Source organism: Burkholderia seminalis DSM 23518 (assembly GCF_902832885.1).
In the GTDB taxonomy this organism is placed as follows: Bacteria; Pseudomonadota; Gammaproteobacteria; order Burkholderiales; family Burkholderiaceae; genus Burkholderia; species Burkholderia seminalis.
Genome location: NZ_CADFDK010000003.1, coordinates 285,956 through 305,640, shown reverse-complemented (window position 1 = coordinate 305,640; position 19,685 = coordinate 285,956). Strand labels below are relative to the sequence as shown.

Genomic DNA, 19,685 nt, shown 5'->3' with positions numbered 1-19,685 from the left:
TCAAGCTTTCAACGTCTCAGCTGTGTTGGTGACCCGGCTCATCGGATATCCTAGGCCGCGAGCAAGGTGGATATGATGAGCGATAAGTAGCCCCTGACCGTTGATTACAAATAGGGAGATTTGCGTGACACGTCGTGTTTTCTTCAGCTTCCACTTTGACAACGATTACTGGCGCACCCAGCAGATTCGGAACATGGGAGCTCTCGAGGGGCAGTCGCTGTGCACCCCCAACGCATGGGAGGAAGTGAAGCGAAAGGGCAACGCTGCTATCGAGAAATGGATTGCCGACAACATGGACGGCAAGAGCTGCGTTGTCGTGCTGGTCGGCTCCCAGACTGCCAACCGCCCTTGGGTCCAACATGAGATCGTAAAAGCTTGGAACGACAAGCGGGGCGTCCTGGGCATCCGCGTCGACAGGCTGCTCGACCGCAACAGCCAGACATCTGCTGCGGGCGCCAACCCGTTCGATGCGATCACCTTTCGCAATTCGAGTCGCAAGCTCTCCTCTGTTGTGCCGCTGATTACTCCCAAAGGCAACGACAGCAAGGCCGTTTACGCCTCAATCTCGAACGGCATAGAGAAGTGGATCGAGGAAGCGATCGCCATCCGCAACCGCAACTAACAAGTAGGAGGGCGAATGATGGTCGCGGCGACGACGAAGCGATTCCTGAAGGACTATACCGAGGCTCTCATCGGAGGGGGCGGTGCAGTCTTCGTCGGTGCCGGGGTTTCCATGGGCGCGGGCTATCCGTCGTGGGCGTCGCTCTTGACTGAGGTCGGCGAAGAACTGGGTGTAAAGTCGGGTGAGCTGCACGATCTAGCAGCGCTAGCCCAGTGGAGCATCCAGGAGAACGGGTCGGCTACGCAGGTCCGCAACGTGATCAAGGCGCAGATCGGCGTCGAACATCCCATTCCTCCGACCCTCGAAATCATCTCGAGACTGCCGGTCAAGTATATTTGGACGACCAACTACGATCGACTGGTCGAACGCGCATTCGGCGCGGTAAACCGGCCGATCGACACCGTCTCCGGAGCGGCCGACCTTGCCCTACGTGCGACGCCCGGCGCTTCCCGCCTTTTCAAGATGCATGGCTCGGTCGAGCGCCTCGATGACGTAGTAATCTCCACCGACGACTATGAACTGTATCGGTCGAAGCGCGGAGCATTCCTCCCGCTCCTGCACGCGCATCTCTCGAGCATGTCGATGCTCTTCCTCGGAATTAGCTTCACGGATCCGAACATCCGGCACGTGCTATCGCTGATCCGCGAGAGCTTTACGTCCGCGCCGCCAGAGCACTTCGCCATCGTGCGGCCGCCGCAGCGCGACGACTACAAATCGGAGGCCGAATTCGAAGCGCGCAGCACTCAGCACAGGCTCTGGAGCCGCGATCTGAAGCGCTATGGCCTAGTAGTGGTCGAGATCGACGATTATGCGGAGGTGCCCGAGCTTCTGCGCCAGGTCGAACGGCGCGTGGCCGCGCGGCGGGTATGGGTTAGCGGTAGCTGGCCCCCTGAGGCCAGCGCTGACATCGCCAAAGTCTACGGCGTCGCGCACGCCATCGGTCAACTCGTGGGGGCCCGCGGCTGCGATCTCGTCAGCGGGACGGGTGTCGTTGTCGGATCAGCCTCTATCGCGGGCTTTCTTGATGCCCTTCGCTCCGACGGCGGATGGGACCTTGAGCGCCGGCTCATTGCCCGTCCTTTTCCCCAGCCGATCTCTGGTGCGGCGCCGGATCGTGGCCAGTGGGCCGCCCTGCGTGCGGAGCTGGCGCGGATAGCGGGCGTCGTGGTGTTCGTCGGTGGCATGAAGATCGATTCCGATACCGGCGCCACGGTGATGGCTGATGGCGTTCTCGATGAATTTGAGGCCGCGATGGCGGCAGACAGTTTTGTTATTCCCATTGGCACGACCGGCGGCGCTGCGGCTCACATCTCCGATCGTCTCATCGGTTCGGGAGTCGACGCGTCGGGGAGAAATGCGATGCGTCCCACGGACGAGGAACTCAGGGAACTGGCGCGCCCTGACATTTGCATTGGGGAGATCGTGAATTTAGTGTCTGCGATTCTCGCGCGGATCGATAAACGAGTTTAAAAAAGCAATGGCGCAATATATTACTCGGGGCGAACTTCGCAGTTTCGCTGCCGAACTGGGTGGGTTTGAGGCAGCGAGATTGCGCCGAAACGCAGCTTCGAGATCGCTGGCGGGCGCAACCTTCCTCTCCCACTCCAGCAAGGACGATGAGCTTGTCGCGGGTGCGATCCGGGTGCTCGAGAATCACGGCGCAAAGGTCTACGTCGATGAAATCGATCCGGAGATGCCTCCCTACACGAGTGAGGAAACAGCGGCACTATTGAAGACGCGGATCCGCGACACCAGCCGATTCGTACTTCTCGCCAGCAAGAACAGCAGGGATAGCAAATGGGTGCCTTGGGAACTCGGCATCGCCGATGGTACGAAGACTCCATCGCAGATTGCGCTGTTTCCAGCGTCAGACTCCAGCTTCGATCAGGCATGGGCGTCGTGGGAGTATCTCGGGCTGTACGACCGCATCGTCTGGGGAAAGCTCGACGGATATCAGAAGGAAGTCTGGATGGTTATTGACGAGAAGCGCAATACTGGCGTTGAACTGAGCAAGTGGTTGAGAGGGTATTAGCTCGTACCCGTCGTGCCGGTGTGACCTCACCGCGCTAGTTCTTCGCTTTACCTTTGCTCGCATGAAGCGCTGCACGAAGTCTAGAGCTATCAGTAATTGAAAAGTAATTGCGGGGGATCAATGTCGAGTAGCCAAATCGCTGTTTGAATCTTCGGCTTCGGTGTTTAAGCAGATTTCTGCGAAGACGTGCCCCGGCAAGCGCCGGCTGCATTCGTCGGCAACCGGCCAAAAATGGCTGCTAGGGTCGCACCGTCACGGCCAACATCCCTCCCATGCTTCTAGCCGTGCCGCGACGTCAGTGATACGTTTGTCGCACGTCGGTATTGTTTTGGGCGCGCCGAGAGATCAAGGTAGGAAGATGTCTTGGGTCGAATCGTGGGTCGCTTGCATGTATGTCACCGCCGAGCGGCGCCGGGTGTGGGTCGAGACGGCAAAGTGCCACGCGCAGTTCCTACGCGTCTAGGCGTAGCCATGACGGGATGTCAACACAACAACATCTGAGAACAAGAATGGCCGCGTACGATTTCCATCAGTTATCCCCTCATGATCTGGAGTTGCTTGCCCGTGACCTGCTGCAAGCGGAGTGGGGCGTCAGCATCGAAGACTTCAAGTCCGGCAAGGACCGCGGCATAGATCTGCGTTATGCAGGCACCGCGACGAGCACGATCGTCCAGGTCAAGCACTATGTTCGTACGGGGTTGGCCGGGCTGCTGCGCGACCTCAGGAAGGAGGCCACCAAAGTGCGACGTCTCAAACCAGGGCGCTATGCGCTGGTCGCCTCGACGATATGCCCGAGGACGCAGCGTTACGCGCATGCCGTGTCGACGAAATTCGTCAAGCCGTCACCGCTTTCGCCACCGTTTGCACAGACCCGAAATCTACTGTGAGCGATGTGCTCGCAACGGTTTTGAGCGCAAATCTGTTTGAAGTTGACGATCGCCTTTTAGTCGCATACGCCGACAAGTCTCCCCCACCTCCTGCCCCCGGTCGAGGAGAAGAGGAGTCCAAGCAAGATCGAATGCGTCGCGGATGGTGCAAGCTGTTTGCTGCTCCTTGGAATCAGCTCCAGAAGTACCGAAAGTATCTTGAAGGAAATTCGACACTTGCCACTCATCAGGTCGTCAAAGGTTCTGAATTCCGCCATGTCATGGTGGTGATGGACGACAAGGTGGCCAATGGCAACCAAATTTCCTATGACAAGATTTTTGGAGGGTCGAAGCTCAGTAGCAGGGACTGGGAGAATGTTGACAGCGGCAAGGAAACAACTATTGATCGCTCGCTGCGCCTCCTGTACGTGACTTGCAGCCGTGCACAAGAGTCGTTGGCACTGGTACTCTGGTCTTCTGACCCAACTGCAGCTTTGGCACAGATCAAAAATAGTGACTGGTTTGTCAACGGTGAGTTTGAGGTAATTCCGCCACTCACTTGATACCACCGTGGCGCTAATTGCCGTCCCGGCCCGTCCCGGCAACATAGGATGCCATTTGTCCACGGCCAATGTCTCGGAATGGAACAGTCATTTCATCGACTGTTCCACGGTTATCGGCCGGCAAGCTCCCTTGCTGGGCACTACGTCATCCGATTTCAATATGTTCCACCATCTCAAGGACATTTTCTCGACCGCCTGTTCGTCGTCACTCCAGCTACCGTCGCAGCCCGTCGCTGCGCCGCTCGTGCAACGGTTCTGCAAAACGCTGGCCTCATCTGCACAACCGTCCAATCGATACTGATGCCCTGTCCAATATTCGGCTCCTCCTAACGCGGAATCACATCGCAGTCGTTGCCGGCTGCACGCGCAGCGCTCAGACGAGAGAACCATCCTGCGGGCGATCTGGTGCCGTCAACCATGTGAATGGATCGACCGTATCAACGATGCGGAAATCTATGTGGTTGGAATGTGATATTTTTTGTCCCGAAATGATGTATGTGGTTGAAATGTGAGGTAAAAAATCTATACGCCCGGGATGTAAACCGCTCTAAACCGCACACTTTTACCCCTGAGCACTCCAGGTTGCCCCACGATGCGCTCCGGCAGTTCGAACCGCCGCCAGCACGCGCCGAAACCCCCGAACACGACATTAGGATATAGCTGCTACACACAAAAAAGTTGATCATCAGCATTATGTAAAATTAATGCCCAGGAATGCCTGCGTGCGCTCCGGCAGTCGGAAGCCGGAAACCTCGCATGCGGCGCTCGCGTTCGCGTGTAGGCTGATGACTGTTCTCGCTCGGTTGTTCACGCGGGCAGCCGCTTTGACGAAAATATGCTCCGCGTTTACGAGTTCCGGAACATCTGCCTTGGCCGCCGGATAGCTGCGCAACTGATCGGTGACGATCTTGTTCGGTGCGGAGCACGAGCGCAGCACTCGCTGAAAGAAGCGTTTGGCTGCGGCCTTGTTGCGTAGATTCTGCAGCAAGATGTCGATTTCGGTGCCCTGCTCGTCGACCGCGCGCCACAGCGAATGCGGCTCGCCACGCAGCGTCACGAAGATTTCGTCGAGGTGCCAGGTGGCTCCAAGGCGCCGCCGGTTGGCCTTGATCCGATGGGCGAAACCGACGCCGAACTTGTCGCACCAACGGCGGATCGTTTCATAGCTTAGATCACGCCGCGCTCGAACACGTGACAAAGCCGCTTGTCGGGTGGAAATGCGCAATTTTTCGCTTTGGATCTTTCGACTCTGCCGGCGAATCGCGTCGTTATACAGAAACCCATTCGTCGCCGAGCTGTTTCGAGCGAACTTTCGCCGCGAGCACACCGCGCTTGATACTCGTGGCGACATCGGCCCGCGCGAATGCGGCGAGCGCAGCAGCCGTTGTCCCCCCCTTTGAGGTCACGCGTTCGCGCAGCACGCTCACTGGATCGGTCGATTCGAACGCAAGTTGCACGGCGCCTTTGAATGTCGCAAGCGTCAGCGCGCGTGCCTGCGCCGCCGAGAATCCGAACTCTTCAGCGGCCGCCTGCATCGCTTCGATGAAATAGAAAACGTAAGCGGGCCCGCTACCCGAGATCGCCGTCACCGAATCCAGATCGTCCTCGGCGTCGAACCAGCTGACAACGCCCACCGCGCCGAGAATCGTCGATGCGTCTTCGCGATCATCGCCACCGACTTCCGGGGATGCAAAAAGACCCGTAGCGCCCAAACCGATCAACGCGGGCGTGTTCGGCATGGCGCGCACCACGCGTGTGTGCCCGCCCAGCCAGTTCGACAGTTCCCGCACCCGAACGCCCGCAGCAACGCTAATGACGAGCTGTCCCCGCAGCAGTGGCGAGATCGATGCACAGGTTGCCTGCATCTGTTGAGGCTTGACGGCCAGCACGATCACGTCGCTTTCCGACAGCCCCGAATCGATGCGTTCGTGCGCGTCGATGCCGAACGTCGCGCTGCATTTCGCGCGCGCTTCCGCGCCCGGGTCGATCGCGGCGATATCGCCCGGAGCGGCACCACGGCTGATCAATCCGCCGATAAGCGCGCTCGCCATATTTCCTGCGCCGATAAATGCAATCTTCATGAGTGGCTCGCTATCTGGATGAGGTGTTCATTGATTTCGACGCAGCGCGATCGGTGGGCTGCGTCATTACATATTCGGGTAATTCGGCCCGCCGCCGCCTTCCGGCGTGACCCACACGATGTTCTGCGTGGGGTCCTTGATGTCGCAGGTCTTGCAGTGCACGCAGTTCTGCGCATAAGTAGATCTAAGCGAATAAGCGAGACAAGTACAAAAGTATTCGTCAGACTCGCTTAATCGACTTCCGCCAATGAAGTCCCAATAGGCCGTACACACTCGCGATTCAAGCTCTCGACTCGGGTTCGTCCAAGCAGAGTCATCGTCGTATTCATTTCCGCTTTCATCAGCGCGAGCACATGCGAGACACCGCCCTTGCCTCGCGCGGCCAGCCCGTAGAGCGGTGCGCGTCCGAGCAGCACCGCTGTCGCGCCAAGCGAGACCGCCTTGACGACGTCCGAACCGCGCCGCGCGCCACCATCGACGAAAACGCGCAGATCGCGGCCCACCTGCCGATGAATCTCCGGCAGCACGTCGAGCGGCGCAGGCGCGCTCGCAAGCTGCCTGCCGCCATGATTCGACAGCACGACGCCATCCGCGCCGGCGTCGCGAGCGAGAAGTGCGTCATCGACATCCAGAATGCCTTTAACGACCACGCGCCCGCGCCAATGACGCCGTATCCACGTGACATCGGACCATTGCAACGCCAGGTCCATCTCTCGGCTCAGCAACGCGGCCTGCCGGTCCAGGTTCTCGGCTTCGCCCACGCTCTTCGCGATGTTGCGCAGTTGCGGCACGCCGTGCCACAGCATCTGGCACGACCACCGCGGATGCCGGACGCAGTCCAGCAACAACTTCGCCGACGGCCTCAGCGGCATGCGAAAGCCATTGCGCACATCGTGGTCGCGATTGCCATGAACGGGCGTATCGACCGTCAACACCAGCGTGCTGAACGCCGCATCGCTCGCGCGCCGCATCATGTCCTCGGCGATCGCGCGGTCGCGCTGCACGTACAACTGAAGCCACAGATCCGCATCCGGTGCAGCGGCACGCACGTCCTCCAGCAACGACGTTGCCGCCGTGGACACGACGAACGGCAAACCCGCTTCGGCTGCGGCCGCCGCCAGTATCTCGTCGCCCCTCGGCCAGAACAGGCCATTGAGCCCGGTTGGTCCGACGATCATCGGTGCAGCGACTTCGCGGTCCCATATCGAAGTGGCCGGCGAGCACGCGGCCACATTCGCCAGGACACGCGGCCTGAACTGCCATCGCCCGTAGCTGTTGCGCGCCGCGCGCATCGAATCGCCATCTTCGGCCGCGCCTTCGAGGTAATCCCATGCAATCCCGGCAAGGCGTGCCCGAGCGGCACGGCGGTAATCGTCAATACAAGCCAGCATGTCGGCCCCTGAAGTTCCGAGAGAAAATAATTGCATTACAATTACACTGATTGAAAATCGATGCGTCGCCACCTGGCCGCCATCCGTCTCCTACGGACTGTCCATGCCGAAAACTACCTCCGAATCCCCGCGCAAAACGGAAAGCGCACGCAAAGCCGAGCGTTCGTCGCTGTTCATCGGCTCGACCGAAAAGACGTTTCGCGTGCTGCACGCCTTCGACGGACCGAGCCGTCACATGACGCTAGGCGACATCGCGCGCGTAGCCGATCTCGATCGCAGCGCCACCCAGCGCGTCGTGCATACGCTGGAGGAACTCGGCTATCTCTATCGCGTGCCGGACACCCGAAATTACGGTCTCACCTCGAAGGTGCTGCAGTTTTCATACAACTACATTCGCGCCAATGAACTCGTCGACAAGGCGTCGCCCTATCTCCTCGAAATCAGCCGACAAATCGGCGAGACCACCAATCTCCAGGAGCTCGACGGCACTGAAATCGTGTTCGTCGCGCGCTTCCCGGGCCGTCACCTCGTCAATGTCGATATCGTCGTGGGTGCGCGCCTGCCAGCCATGTTCACCGCATCCGGTATCGCTATCCTGTCGCGCTTGCCCGAGGCGCAGGTCAAACGCATCCTCGCCCAGACGCGCCTTGAACCGATCACGCCCTACACCGAAATCAATCCCGACAAGTTGCTCGAACGCATCCGGCTCGCAACGCGGCGCGGCTATGCCATCGTCGAGAACGAAACCGTGCTGGGCGACATCGCCGTAGCCGCGCCGATCACCGATCATGGTGGCACCGCAGTCGCCGCCATCAACATCGCCGTGCCCACCTCGCGCTGGTCGATCGAGCGCGCCGAAGCCGAACTCGCCAAACACATTCAGGTCGCCGCGACTTCCATTTCGAAGTCACGGCTTTCCACTTTCCGTCGCTGACGTAGCAGCGCCGCTCAGGCGGCAACCCCCGGCTCGAACAGGGCGAGCTGCTTCGCGAGCTCGGAACGCAGCTTCGTGGCCAGCGCGGCATCTGGCTTCACGAGCGGTGCGAGCATATGCGGCGCGTCGACGCCGATCAGATCCATCACTGCCTTCATGGGCCCCGGATTCGTCTCCGCGAACGCGAGATTCATGAGAGGAATCAGCGACCGATGCAATTCGAGCGCTTGCCCGATGCGGCCGTTCTCGACATGTTCCTGAATCTTGCGCCACGCGGTCGGCAACAGCGTCGCGGTCACGACGATGCCGCCGCGCGCGCCTGCCGCGAGGTGCATCGGGAACAGCGTGTCCTCGCCGCTCAGCACGGAGAACGATTCGTCGACGCCCGCCACCGTGCGCAGGAAGTGCCACATGTCCGTGTTGCATGCCTTCATGCCGATGATGCGTTCGTGACGAGACAACTCGTGCAGCACCTCCGGCGCGATTGCAATGCGCGTGCGGTACGGAATTTCGTAGATCAGGATCGGCACCGGCGACTCGTCCGCATAGCGCAAGAAGTAGTCGCGAATGCCCTGCTGGGTCGGGTTCGTGTAGTACGGCGTTAGCACCAGCAGCCCGTCCGCGCCCGCGGCGGCGAACTCCTTGCCGGCCTGCAATGCGTCGTGATAGCCCGGGTCGAGCACGCCTGCGATCACCGGCACGTCGCCGTTGACTTCCTTGACCGACAACTCGGCCATGCGGATGCGTTCAGCACGCGGGAGCGCGCCGTATTCGCCAGTGCCGCCGAGCGGAACCAGACCGTCGATGCCCTGTTTGAGCAGGTAACGCAGCAGGTTGCGCGCGGCGTCGACGTCGATCGTGTCATCCGCATGGACCGGCGTCGGGATCGCGGGCAGGATGCCGCGCAGATTTTGTGAAGTGATCATTCAATCAATCTCTCAAGGAAAACCAGTCAGGAAGCCAGACTGCGGCGGCGCAGGCGGTCTGCAACCGCGATCAGCACCGAAATGAAGACAAACAAGCACGTCGAGACGGCAGCGATCACGGGCGAGATCTGCATGGTCGTCTCGTCCCAGAACTGCTTGGGGAGCGTCGTGCTCAAACCGCCCGAGGTGAACAGCGCAATCGTGAGTTCATCGAACGACGTGGCAAACGCGAACAGGAACGACGACATCAAACCCGCGCCGAGAATCGGGAACGTCACGCGGCGCAGTGTCGTGAAACGGCGTGCGCCCATGCTCTGCGCGGCGAGATCGAGACGCACGTCGTAGTTGCGCAGCACCGCCATCATCGTGATGACGACGTAGGGCACAGCCACGACCGTATGCGCGAGTATCAGCCCGAACGACGAGCCGACCAGGCCGATGCGGGCGAAGAAGTAGAACACCCCGACCGCCAGAATCATGCGCGGCACCACAATCGGCGCGAGCACGAAGGCCAGCATCGCCGCATTCCACTTGAGGCCGCCGCGCACGAGCAGGAACGCGGCGGGTGTACCGATCACCATCGAAAGCACGCCGGTGCCCACGCCGACCAAGAGCGACCGCGTGACGGCCTGCATCCAGAGCGGCGAATCCGCGACCTGCTGATACCACTGCAACGAGAAGCCGTGGGGCGGCCACGCGAGACCCGAGAGCGAGTCGAACGACAGCGGAATCATGAGGAACGCGGGCGCGCTCAAGAAGATCAGGATCAGCCAGACCACCGTGCGGAGCGAACGCTGCTTGTCGCCGCTCGCGCTGCGGCGCGGCGTCGGCACAATATGCAACACGGCGTCGGTCAGATTTCCGAGCGCGGTCAGCACGACGTCGCCTGCCTTTCGGCTCCAGCGGCGGCCGCTCTGCGGCGTGCCCGTCGTGGAGCTGCCGCCGGCCATCGCCGAAAGGCCCACCATGCGGTCGTAGACCACGAACACCACCAGCACCACCACGAGCAACAGCACCGAGATCGCGCCAGCGAAGCGCCAGTTCAGCGCCTGCATCACCTGGTCGATGATGAGCTGCGTGATCATGGTCTGGCGACGGCCGCCGAGCAGCGCCGGCGTGATGAAGAAGCCGATCGCGGTGACGAACACCATCAGCGCCGACGACGCGACGCCCGGCAGCGAGAGCGGGAAATACACCTTCCAGAACACGGTGCCCGGGCGCGCGCCAAGCGTCGCCGCAGCGGTCGGCAGGCGACGGTCGATATTCTCCATCACTGAAAGCATCGTGAGGATCGCGAGCGGCATCAGCGCATGCACCATGCCGACGATCACGGCGGACAGGTTGTAGAGGAGATCGAGCGGCTGATCGATGATGCCGAGATGCATCAGCGTCCAGTTGATGACGCCGTTGCGCCCGAGCAGCACCACCCATGCGAACGTACGTACGAGAAAGCTGGTCCAGAACGACAGCAGCACCCAGTACAACACCTTGCTCTTGCGCTCGCGCGTGAGCGTCGAAATGAACAGCGCGACGGGATAAGCGGTCAGCACTGAAAAGAACGTCGTGAGCAGCGAGATTTTCATCGTCACCCACAGCACTTCGATGTAGACGGGCGACGCGAACAGCCGTCGGTATTCGGTGAGCGAGAAGCCGCTGTCGTCGCGAATGCTCAGCAGCAGCAATTGCCCGACGGGGTAAATCAGGAACACCGCCAGAAGCACGACGATCGGCGCGACCATCGCGGCGATGCGCAGCGCGCGGCGCCAGCGCAGCCGTTGCAGGCCAGTGCGGTTCGCCTCGGCGGGAACAGTGAGCGCGAAAGGATTCATGACTTACTCCGCAATCGCGACGGCATCGGACGCCGACCAGCGCAGGCGCAGCGCCTGGCCGATCTCGTATTGCTCGCCGAGCCGGTTGGTCGGGAACGCGGCGATCACTTCCGTGCCGCCGTTCACGGGCTCGATGGCCTGCAAATACAGCTTCGTCATGCCGCCGGTCACCATGATGTCGGTGAGCCGCGCCTGCATCGACTCCGCCTGGTTCGGCTGGTCCGCACCGATGTTGCCGGCTTCCACATGCAGGTTCTGCGGACGGATCATGATCCGCGCCTTGCTGCCGGGGCGCAGGCTGCCGTCGTACGCCATCGCGTGACCGCAGTGGCGCCCGCCGATGGCGATACCCACGCGTTCGTCGTCGCGCGACGACACCGTGGCGTCGAGCAGATTCGATTCGCCGAGGAAATCGGCCACAAACACGCTTTTGGGCCGAAAATACAGATCAGCAGGCGTGCCAAGTTGTGCGATCGCGCCGGCGTTCATTAGGCAGATGCGGTCCGACATCGTCATCGCCTCTTCCTGATCGTGTGTCACGTAGACGATCGTGGTGCCGAGGTCGCGGTGAATGCGCTTGATTTCGAGCTGCATGTGATCGCGCAGCTTCTTGTCGAGCGCGCCCAGGGGCTCGTCCATCAGGATGATCGACGGGCGATACACCATGCAACGCGCCAGCGCGATCCGCTGCTGCTGGCCACCGGACAGCTCGCGCGGATAACGCCCGGCCAAGTGCGGAAGATGCACCATCTCCAGTGCTTCGGCGACGCGCTTACGCGTCGCGGCGGCGTCGACCTTGCGCATCTGCAACGGGAACGCGATGTTTTCGCCCACCGTCATGTGCGGGAACAGCGCATAGTTCTGAAACACCATGCCGATGTCACGTTCGTACGGCGCGCCGTAGGTTACGTCGGTCCCGTTGATGTGAATGCTGCCGCTATCGGGATGCGACAGCCCCGCGATCAGGCTGAGCAAAGTGGTCTTGCCCGATCCGCTCGGCCCGAGCAGGGTCAGGAATTCGCCCTGGGCGACGTCGAGATCCGTCGGGGCAAGCGCGACGAAATCGCCGTAGCGCTTGCTGAGTCCGTTGACAGTGAGATTGGTAGCTGACATTCGCGTCGAAATCCGGAAAGTGCTGAAAGATCAGGAAAGAATCCAACGGTTGAATCGTTCCAGCGCAGTACTCTGGTTTTGCAGCCAGTACTTCGCATCGATATGGACACCAGTCTTCATGTTGTCCGGAAAGGTCGGACAATTTTTCGCGACTTCGGGCTTCACATAATTGAACGCCGCAGGCAGTGTGAGGCCCGCCGGGAAGTAATCGACAAGTTGCGCCTGGCGCTTCGGATCGGTCGCGAACTTGATGAATTCGCGGCAGGCATTCGCGTTCGGCGTGCCTTTCAGGATCGCCCAGCTGTCACAGCCCCAGATGTTCTGGTTCCAGACGATGGAAACCGGTGCACCGTTGGCCATCGCCGATTGCGCGCGCGACGCCCAGGTCGCGACCATCGCGACTTCGCCGGAGCCGAGCATCTGCTCAACCTGTGCGCCCGTCGTCCACCAGACATCGACGTGCTTCGAGATCTTGTCGAGGCTCGCGAACGCGCGGTCGAGATTGCAGGGATACACCTGGCCGGGTTGAACGCCCGACGCCATCAGTGCTTCCTCGATGGTGTCGAACGGATATTTGCGCATGGCGCGGCGACCCGGAAACTCGTTCACGTTCCAGAGATCGGCCCACGACGACGGCGCCTTGCGGCCCTTGAACGCATCGGCGCGATACGCCAGTACGGTCGCATACACGTTCGTGCCCACCGCGAACGGCGACATATATTGGCTGGGGACTTTCGATACGGCCGGATCGGCTTCGAGTCCGTGGCGCTCGAGATATTCCTTGCCGCCCGCCGTGAGCATCAGCACGGCCGGCTGGCTGATCTTCGCCATGTCCCAGGTGTAGCTGCCAGCGTCCACCATGCTCTTGATCTGCGCGGTCGGTTCCGCGTTCGCCTGCACGCCGACCACCTCGATGCCGGTCGCCTTGGCGAACGGCTCGTAGTAGACGGCCCGGTACGCCTTCGTATAGATCCCACCGTCGTCTCGAACGACGATGCGCTTGTTCGCTGCACGCGCCGGAGTCCAGACAAATGGAAACGCCACCGACGCCGCACCGGCGGCCGCCAGTTTCATCACGCTTCGGCGTGCCGGATTTTCGATCGTGCAGTGCTCGGATTTCTTCGACTTCATCGTGAACTCCAAAGATTTGTACTACGTATTAATCATTGAACGCAGTAATCGACCGATTGACGAGCTGGCCTGCGCTCCGATCACATCCGCCAAGCTCAGGGAATGAGACGCCCCGGATTCATGAGATTGTTCGGGTCCAGCGCCTGCTTGATGGCGCGCATCGCGGCCAGTTCGACCGACGACTTGTAGTGCGCCATTTCGACGAGACCGGTTTCGCCGATGCCATGCTCCGCACTGAACGAACCGCCGAGCCGATGCGCCACGTCGTTGACGGCGCGACGCAGCGCACTGCCCATCGACGGCGCATCGGCCAGCGCTTGCCATGCCGAGAAGGAAAACATCGGGATGAAGTGAATATTGCCGTCACCCATGTGCCCGACGATCACCACGTCCAGATCTGGCGCGATCTCATGCACGGCGCGCGTGGCATCGTCGATGAAGGTCGGCACGGCGGAGATCGGCACCGAACAATCTGTCGTCAAGCCCACGCCCGCGCCCTTGTTTGCCTCGGTCACGCTGTGGCGCACTTCCCAGAGATTCGCGCGCTGCGCGTCGCTCATGGCGATGATCGCGTCCTCGATCAGATCCGCTTCTGCGGCTTCCTCGAGCGTGCGCTGCAGGATGGCCTCCATCTCCGCGCCATCGCGCGTATCCGACAATTCGACCAGTACGTGCCACGCATGCGTTTCCGCCAGCGGGTTGCGACGGTCCGACACGCGCTCGACCACGAGCTGCAATTGCCGCGCGTTCATCAATTCATAAGCAGACAGACGCGATCCACAGTTTGTCTGGAACATGCCGAGTACGCGCAGAGCCGCTTCGGGGCTGACCGGTGCAAACCACGCGAGCGCGTGGTGAGTGGGCAGCGGATGCAGCTTGAGCGTCGCGGCGGTGACGATGCCGAGCGTGCCTTCCGCACCAATGAACACCTGTTTGAGATCGATACCGGTATTGTCCTTACGCAGGCTACGCAGCCCGTTCCAGATGCTGCCGTCGGCGAGCACGACTTCCAAGCCGAGTACGTTGTCGCGCGTATTGCCGTAACGCAGCACGCTCGTGCCGCCGGCATTCGTCGACAGCGTGCCGCCTATCTGGCAGGAACCTTCCGCGCCCAGGCTCACGGGATACAGGCAATTGACCGCCGCCGCTTCGTCCTGCACGGTCTTCAGAATGCAACCGGCTTCGACTTCCATCGAGCGATTGGCGGCATCAAGCGCACGGATGCGCCGCATGCGCGCGAGGCTGACGATCACAGGTGCCGGACCCGCGCTGCGCGGCACTGCGCCACCGCACAGACTCGTGTTGCCGCCTTGCGGCAGGACCGACACGCCGTGCGCGGCGCACTGTCTGACGATGAAAGCGACCTGCTCCGTCGACGACGGATGCGCGACACACAGCGCGCGGCCCTTGTAACGCCCTCTAAAGTCCTCGACGAAGCCCGCCATGTCAGTTTCGGCGGTCAGCACCGCATCTGCGCCCAATTTCGCTTGTAGTGCTGCGATCAGTCCGACCTCGACTTCCATGTTCCATTCCTCGCCAGGTTGCACCGGTTGCCGTTGCCGCCGGTCAATTCATGTTGCGAAGGATAGGATCATCAAAATTGCAATGGAATACAAATAATCGCATTGCAATTGATTCGAGTGCAAACCCGTAGCGCTTCCCCTTGAATCAAGGGCGTATCCGGTGCAATTTGTCGCAACCCGAGCGTTTGTTCGTTGGTTTGGCCCTTGATGACGCGGGCGGGGTATGCGTCCTTTTCATGCGAAATGTGGCGACTTCAGGGTGCCGAGTTGCCTGCAGCCGGCCCTTGCCGCTATTGGGGTTGCACGCAATCGGCCTGTTCGCGAGCCCTCGATCTTTTATCTTTCTTCCGCGCTAACCGGCATTTTCCGGGCGATTCAGTCGGTTACGGTACTGCTAGCCGGCGCGCTGTCGCCCGCCTCGGCCAGCATCGTGAGCACGGCGGAGCGGATCTGCTCTTCGAGGCAGGATCTCGATCGACGATCGCCTCATATGCATGCGGAAGCCTAACCGAGCATGTGCATACCGGAATCGACATAGTGCGTGCCGCCCGTGATCGCCCGTGCGCCGTCGCTGGCAAGAAACGCGCAGAACGCACCGACGTCGTCGATGTCGAGCGCGTGATGCAGCGGTGCCCGGCGCGCGGTGTCGTCAAGCAGCCGGCCGAAGTCCGGCAGGCCCGACGCCGCGCGCGTCGGCAGCACGCCCGGCGAAATCGCGTTGACGCGAATGCCCGCGCCGCCGAGTTCGGCCGCCAGGTACCGCACGCTCGCCTCGAGCGCGGCCTTGACCGGCCCCATCACCCCGTAGTTCGCGACGACCTGCTCCGCGCCGAGATAGCTCATCGCCATCAGGCTCCCGCCGCGCGTCATCAACGGCTCGGCCAGCCTCGCCATCCGGATGAACGAGTGGCACGAGGTATCCATCGCGAGCGCAAACCCTTCCGGCGAACTGTCGACCACGCGGCCCTGCAGATCGGCCTTCGGCGCAAACGCGACCGAATGCAGCACGAAGTCGATCGCGCCCCATTGCGCCGCAAGCGCGTCGAACACCGCCGCCATCTGGTCCGGCCGCCCGACGTCGAGCGGCATCCGGATCGGCGCGTCGAGTTGCGCGAACAGCGGCTCGACGTGCGGCAAGGTCTTGTCCGACTGCCAGGTCACCGCGAGCGTGGCGCCCGCCCGGCAAAACGCGCGCGCGCATCCCCACGCGATGCTCCGTTCGTTCGCGATGCCGACGACGAGCCCCCGCTTGTGTCGCAATGTCATGTCGCCCCCCGCCGGCCTAGCGTTGCGCCGCGATCCATCGCGCGATGTCGGGCCACACCGTCTTCAGCGTGCGCGTCCCCATGAACAGGCCGATATGGCCGCCCGGCACGAGCCGGCTCTCGATCCTCGACGCAGGCGTTCCGAGCAGATCGCGCGCGCCGAACACCTGCTCCGGCGTCGTGATGTCGTCGGCCTCGCCGGCGAGCAGATAGGCCGGGCATGCGATGTCCTTCAGGTCGAGCGTGCGCCCGAGCGCGACGAACGAGCCCTTCGCGAGCCGGTTCTCCTTGAAGATCTGCCCGATCGCCTGCAGGTACCAGCGTCCCGGCAGGTCGATCGGGCTTTCGTACCAGTTCGCGAACACCTCGCGCTTGCGCAGGTATTCGGGATCGTCGAGATGCTCGTACAGGTCGACGTGCTCGGCGAGATAGTGCTGGTCGGGATGCATGTTCTTCCAGCCGCGCAGCATGAAGCGTCCGCGCATCAGCCCGCCGCCCATCGCGACGAGTTCCTCGTAGAACGACGTCGGATACGTGTGCGCCATCCGCTTGATCGGGCCGTCGCCCGCATCGGTGTCGATCGGCGAGCCTGCCAGCACGAGGCTCGCGACCTTGTGCGGGAAACGCGCCGCGTACATCGCGGACATCCAGCCGCCCTGACACAGGCCGACGAGATTCACGCGGCCGCCGAGTTCGTCGACGCACACGTTCAGCTCGGCCAGATACTGGTCGATCTCGAGGTCCTTCATGTCCTCGGTGGCCGAGCGCCAGTCGGTCAGGTACAGACGCGTCACGCCGTGCTCGCGCAGCGTCTGCATCAGGCTCTGCCCCGGCTGGTAGTCGGCGATCATCGCGCTGTGCCCCGCGTACGGCGCATCGACGATCGTCGGCAGCCCATGTGCCGGCGCGGCCGAATAATCGCGGAACGTCATCGTCCGCAGCTCCAGCAACGGCCGGTTCGCGGATGCCAGCGCCGGATGCGCTTCGAAATGGAGCTTCTCCTCTTCCGAGAGGAAGCGGAGATTGCGCGCCGTGATCTCGGAGCCGGCCGCAAACATCGCCGTGGCGGCGGCCATCGGCCAGAAAATCGGCAGCGCGGGGGCGCTGACGGCAGGGGAAGACGTGTCGCGTGCTGTCATCGGAGGTCTCGCGAGGTCGGATACGGCATGGAAGGGATTGCGTCGTCCAGCACGCGGCGCGTGTGCCGCGCGATCATCAGGTTCTCGTCGGTCGGGATCACGTGCACCGTCACGCGCGACGCGTCGCTCGAAATCACCGGCAGGCCGGCGGCGTTCGCCGCGTCGTCGAGCACGATGCCGAGCCACGCCGCGCGGCTGCAGATCCGTTCACGCACGCGCGGCGCGTGCTCGCCGATGCCTGCCGTGAACACGAGCGCGTCGAGGCCGCCGAGCACGCCGGCCAGCGCGGCGAGTTCGCGGGCCGCGCGATAGGCGAACAGCTCGACCGCATGCGCGGCCGACGGTGCGTCGCTCGCGAGCAGCGTGCGCATGTCGCTCGACACGCCGGACACGCCGAGCAAGCCCGATTCGGCATAGATCAGATGCTCGACCTCGTCGAGCGACAGGCCGGCGTGACGCTGCAGGTACAGGATCACGCCCGGGTCCAGCGCGCCCGTGCGCGTGCCCATCGGCAGTCCGTCGACGGCCGTGAACCCCATCGTCGTCGCGACGCTGCGGCCGTTCGCGAGCGCACACAGGCTCGCGCCGTTGCCGAGGTGCGCGACGACCGTCCGTTGCCGCCCCCACGACGGATCGAGTGCCGCGAGCGCCGTCGCGATGTACTCGTACGACAGCCCGTGAAACCCGTAGCGCACGATGCCCTGCTCGGTCAGCGCGCGCGGCAGCGCGAACTCCCGTTCAAGCGCCGGTACCGTCGCATGGAACGCGGTGTCGAAACACGCGACCTGCGGCAGGTTCGGCGCCACGGCGGCAACCGCGCGGATCGCGTCGACGTGATGCGGCTGGTGCAGCGGCGCGAGCGGCGAAAGCGACGCGATCGCATCGAGCACGCGCGCATCGATCCGCACCGGCGCGGTGAAATACGGACCGCCATGCACGACCCGGTGCCCGACGCCGTCGAACGCGGCCTCTCGCCCGACGTGAGCGGCGAACCACGTGTGCAGCGCCTCGATCGCGCCTTGATGCCCCGGTCGCGCGACGGCGCTGTCGGCGAGCACCTCGCCGTGCGCATCGGCCACGAACAGATGCGGTGTGCCATGCAGGTTCTCGACCTGCCCGTGCAGGCCCGCATCGAGCGAGCGATCCTCGTGCGTGTCGTAGACCGAGAACTTGAGGCTCGACGAGCCGGCGTTGAGCACCAGGACGGGATGTCGCATCGCGGCGCCGTCAGTGCGTGCCGGCCGCAACCGCCGGCGTGGCCACGGGCGCCGCCGCCGCCGCGACGAGCGCCGCGACCGCGCAGCTCGCCAGGCGCGTGCGTTCGCTGTCGGCGCGACTCGTCAGGATCACCGGCACGCGCGCGCCGAGCACGATGCCGGCCGCATCGGCATTCGCCAGGAACGTCAACTCCTTCGCGAGCATGTTGCCGGCCTCGAGGTCGGGCGCGACGAGGATGTCCGCATCGCCCGCGACCTCGGAACCGAGATGCTTGAGGCGCGCGGCCTCCGGGCTGATCGCGTTGTCGAACGCGAGGGGCCCGTCGAGCAGCGCGCCGGTGATCTGGCCGCGCTCGGCCATCTTGCACAGCGCGGCCGCGTCGAGCGTCGACGGCAGCTTCGAGCTGACCGTCTCGACCGCCGACAGGATCGCCACCTTCGGCCGGGCGATGCCGAGCGCGTGCGCGAGATCGATCGCGTTCTGCGCGATGTCGGCCTTCTGCTCGAGCGTCGGACGGATATTGACGGCCGCGTCGGTGATGAACAGCGGCTTGTGGTAAGTCGGCACGTCCATGATGAACACGTGGCTCAGGCGCCGCCCGGTGCGCAACCCCGTATCGGCGCGCACCACCTCCGCCAGCAACTCGTCGGTGTGCAGGCTGCCCTTCATCAGCGCCTGAGCGTCGCCCTCGCGCACCAGTTCGACGGCGCGTGCCGCCGACGCATGACTGTGCGGCGCATCCACGAGCCGATAGCCGGACAGGTCGACACCGAGCGTCGCGGCGAGCATCGTGATGCGCGCCACCGGGCCGACCAGGACGGGCACGACGATACCGGCCCGAGCGGCCGCGGCCGCCGCATGCAGCGATACCTCGTCGCAAGGATGCGCGACCGCGACCGTCACCGGGCGTAACGCGCGGCAACGCGCAATCAGCGCTTCGTATTTCTGATGCGTGCGCAACTCGGTCATCGACTGCCCCTTTGCAAGGATCACGTGAACGGATTCTGGTGCGGGACCGGGCGACGTCGTTTGATTTCAGTCAATCGTTTCAG

At 62.8% G+C, this 19,685-nt stretch carries 17 protein-coding genes and 2 pseudogenes; 6 read left to right on the top strand and 13 right to left on the bottom strand.

Features of this window, described 5'->3' with window-relative positions; genetic code table 11:
- The first annotated feature begins 124 nt into the window (after positions 1–124).
- The 5 genes from HWX00_RS11950 to HWX00_RS11930 all read left to right on the top strand — a co-directional run bounded on the left by HWX00_RS11950 (position 125) and on the right by HWX00_RS11930 (position 4,083).
- Positions 125–622 (top strand): TIR domain-containing protein, encoded by a 498-nt coding sequence (locus HWX00_RS11950; RefSeq protein ID WP_034192156.1) that lies wholly within the window; start codon positions 125–127, stop codon positions 620–622.
- Positions 623–637: 15 nt separating this feature from the next.
- Positions 638–2,092 carry an SIR2 family protein gene (locus HWX00_RS11945; protein WP_226193838.1) on the top strand — a complete coding sequence of 485 codons (1,455 nt, stop codon included), beginning with the start codon at positions 638–640 and terminating at the stop codon, positions 2,090–2,092.
- Between the two features lie 7 nt (positions 2,093–2,099).
- Positions 2,100–2,654, top strand: coding sequence for a toll/interleukin-1 receptor domain-containing protein (locus HWX00_RS11940; protein WP_034192157.1), 555 nt, complete (start codon positions 2,100–2,102; stop codon positions 2,652–2,654).
- A gap of 509 nt (positions 2,655–3,163) precedes the next feature.
- Complete coding sequence (locus HWX00_RS11935) at positions 3,164–3,541, top strand: restriction endonuclease (RefSeq protein ID WP_175028209.1); 378 nt, start codon at positions 3,164–3,166, stop codon at positions 3,539–3,541.
- Positions 3,538–4,083 carry a hypothetical protein gene (locus HWX00_RS11930; protein ID WP_226193839.1) on the top strand — a complete coding sequence of 182 codons (546 nt, stop codon included), beginning with the start codon at positions 3,538–3,540 and terminating at the stop codon, positions 4,081–4,083. The genes HWX00_RS11935 and HWX00_RS11930 overlap by 4 nt, the downstream gene beginning before the upstream one ends.
- Before the next feature lie 737 nt (positions 4,084–4,820).
- Here the strand turns inward: HWX00_RS11930 and HWX00_RS11925 are convergent.
- From HWX00_RS11925 to HWX00_RS11910, 4 genes and pseudogenes are all read right to left on the bottom strand, one after another.
- A pseudogene (locus tag HWX00_RS11925) lies at positions 4,821–5,274 on the bottom strand (IS6 family transposase); the annotation flags it as partial.
- Positions 5,275–5,351: 77 nt separating this feature from the next.
- On the bottom strand, positions 5,352–6,164 hold the full coding sequence (proC, locus tag HWX00_RS11920) for a pyrroline-5-carboxylate reductase (protein WP_175028210.1): 813 nt from the start codon (positions 6,162–6,164) through the stop codon (positions 5,352–5,354).
- A 66-nt stretch (positions 6,165–6,230) separates the two neighbouring features.
- Positions 6,231–6,338 (bottom strand): annotated as a pseudogene (locus HWX00_RS11915) (4Fe-4S dicluster domain-containing protein); the annotation flags it as partial.
- A 56-nt stretch (positions 6,339–6,394) separates the two neighbouring features.
- Positions 6,395–7,555 carry an alpha-hydroxy acid oxidase gene (locus tag HWX00_RS11910; RefSeq protein ID WP_175028211.1) on the bottom strand — a complete coding sequence of 387 codons (1,161 nt, stop codon included), beginning with the start codon at positions 7,553–7,555 and terminating at the stop codon, positions 6,395–6,397.
- A gap of 103 nt (positions 7,556–7,658) precedes the next feature.
- On the opposite strand from HWX00_RS11910, the gene HWX00_RS11905 reads away from it, so the two are divergent.
- The gene (locus HWX00_RS11905) at positions 7,659–8,489 is read left to right on the top strand and encodes an IclR family transcriptional regulator (protein WP_034190081.1); all 831 of its coding nucleotides are present in this window, start codon (positions 7,659–7,661) and stop codon (positions 8,487–8,489) included.
- A 14-nt stretch (positions 8,490–8,503) separates the two neighbouring features.
- Here HWX00_RS11905 and dapA read toward each other — a convergent pair whose 3' ends face one another.
- The 9 genes from dapA to HWX00_RS11860 form a co-directional block, all read right to left on the bottom strand.
- The gene (gene dapA / locus HWX00_RS11900; RefSeq protein ID WP_049028609.1) at positions 8,504–9,415 is read right to left on the bottom strand and encodes a 4-hydroxy-tetrahydrodipicolinate synthase; all 912 of its coding nucleotides are present in this window, start codon (positions 9,413–9,415) and stop codon (positions 8,504–8,506) included.
- Positions 9,416–9,441: 26 nt separating this feature from the next.
- Complete coding sequence (locus tag HWX00_RS11895; RefSeq protein ID WP_175028212.1) at positions 9,442–11,244, bottom strand: ABC transporter permease subunit; 1,803 nt, start codon at positions 11,242–11,244, stop codon at positions 9,442–9,444.
- 3 nt (positions 11,245–11,247) lie between these two features.
- A complete protein-coding gene (locus HWX00_RS11890) occupies positions 11,248–12,357 on the bottom strand; it encodes an ABC transporter ATP-binding protein (protein ID WP_034190079.1) in 1,110 nt (369 codons plus the stop codon).
- 30 nt (positions 12,358–12,387) lie between these two features.
- Entirely contained in the window at positions 12,388–13,488 is a 1,101-nt protein-coding gene (locus tag HWX00_RS11885; RefSeq protein WP_175028213.1) for an ABC transporter substrate-binding protein, read from the bottom strand.
- 95 nt (positions 13,489–13,583) lie between these two features.
- Positions 13,584–15,011, bottom strand: coding sequence for an FAD-binding oxidoreductase (locus HWX00_RS11880; RefSeq protein WP_049032567.1), 1,428 nt, complete (start codon positions 15,009–15,011; stop codon positions 13,584–13,586).
- 504 nt (positions 15,012–15,515) lie between these two features.
- Positions 15,516–16,277, bottom strand: a complete 762-nt coding sequence (gene fabI, locus HWX00_RS11875) for an enoyl-ACP reductase FabI (protein WP_034190077.1) — start codon at positions 16,275–16,277, stop codon at positions 15,516–15,518.
- Between the two features lie 16 nt (positions 16,278–16,293).
- Entirely contained in the window at positions 16,294–17,415 is a 1,122-nt protein-coding gene (locus HWX00_RS11870; protein ID WP_059561043.1) for an alpha/beta fold hydrolase, read from the bottom strand.
- Entirely contained in the window at positions 17,412–18,632 is a 1,221-nt protein-coding gene (locus HWX00_RS11865; RefSeq protein WP_175028214.1) for an acetate/propionate family kinase, read from the bottom strand. Before HWX00_RS11865 ends, HWX00_RS11870 begins: the two co-directional genes overlap by 4 nt.
- Positions 18,633–18,642: 10 nt before the next feature.
- Positions 18,643–19,602, bottom strand: a complete 960-nt coding sequence (locus tag HWX00_RS11860) for a phosphate acetyltransferase (protein ID WP_059561045.1) — start codon at positions 19,600–19,602, stop codon at positions 18,643–18,645.
- Between the last annotated feature and the right edge of the window lie 83 nt (positions 19,603–19,685).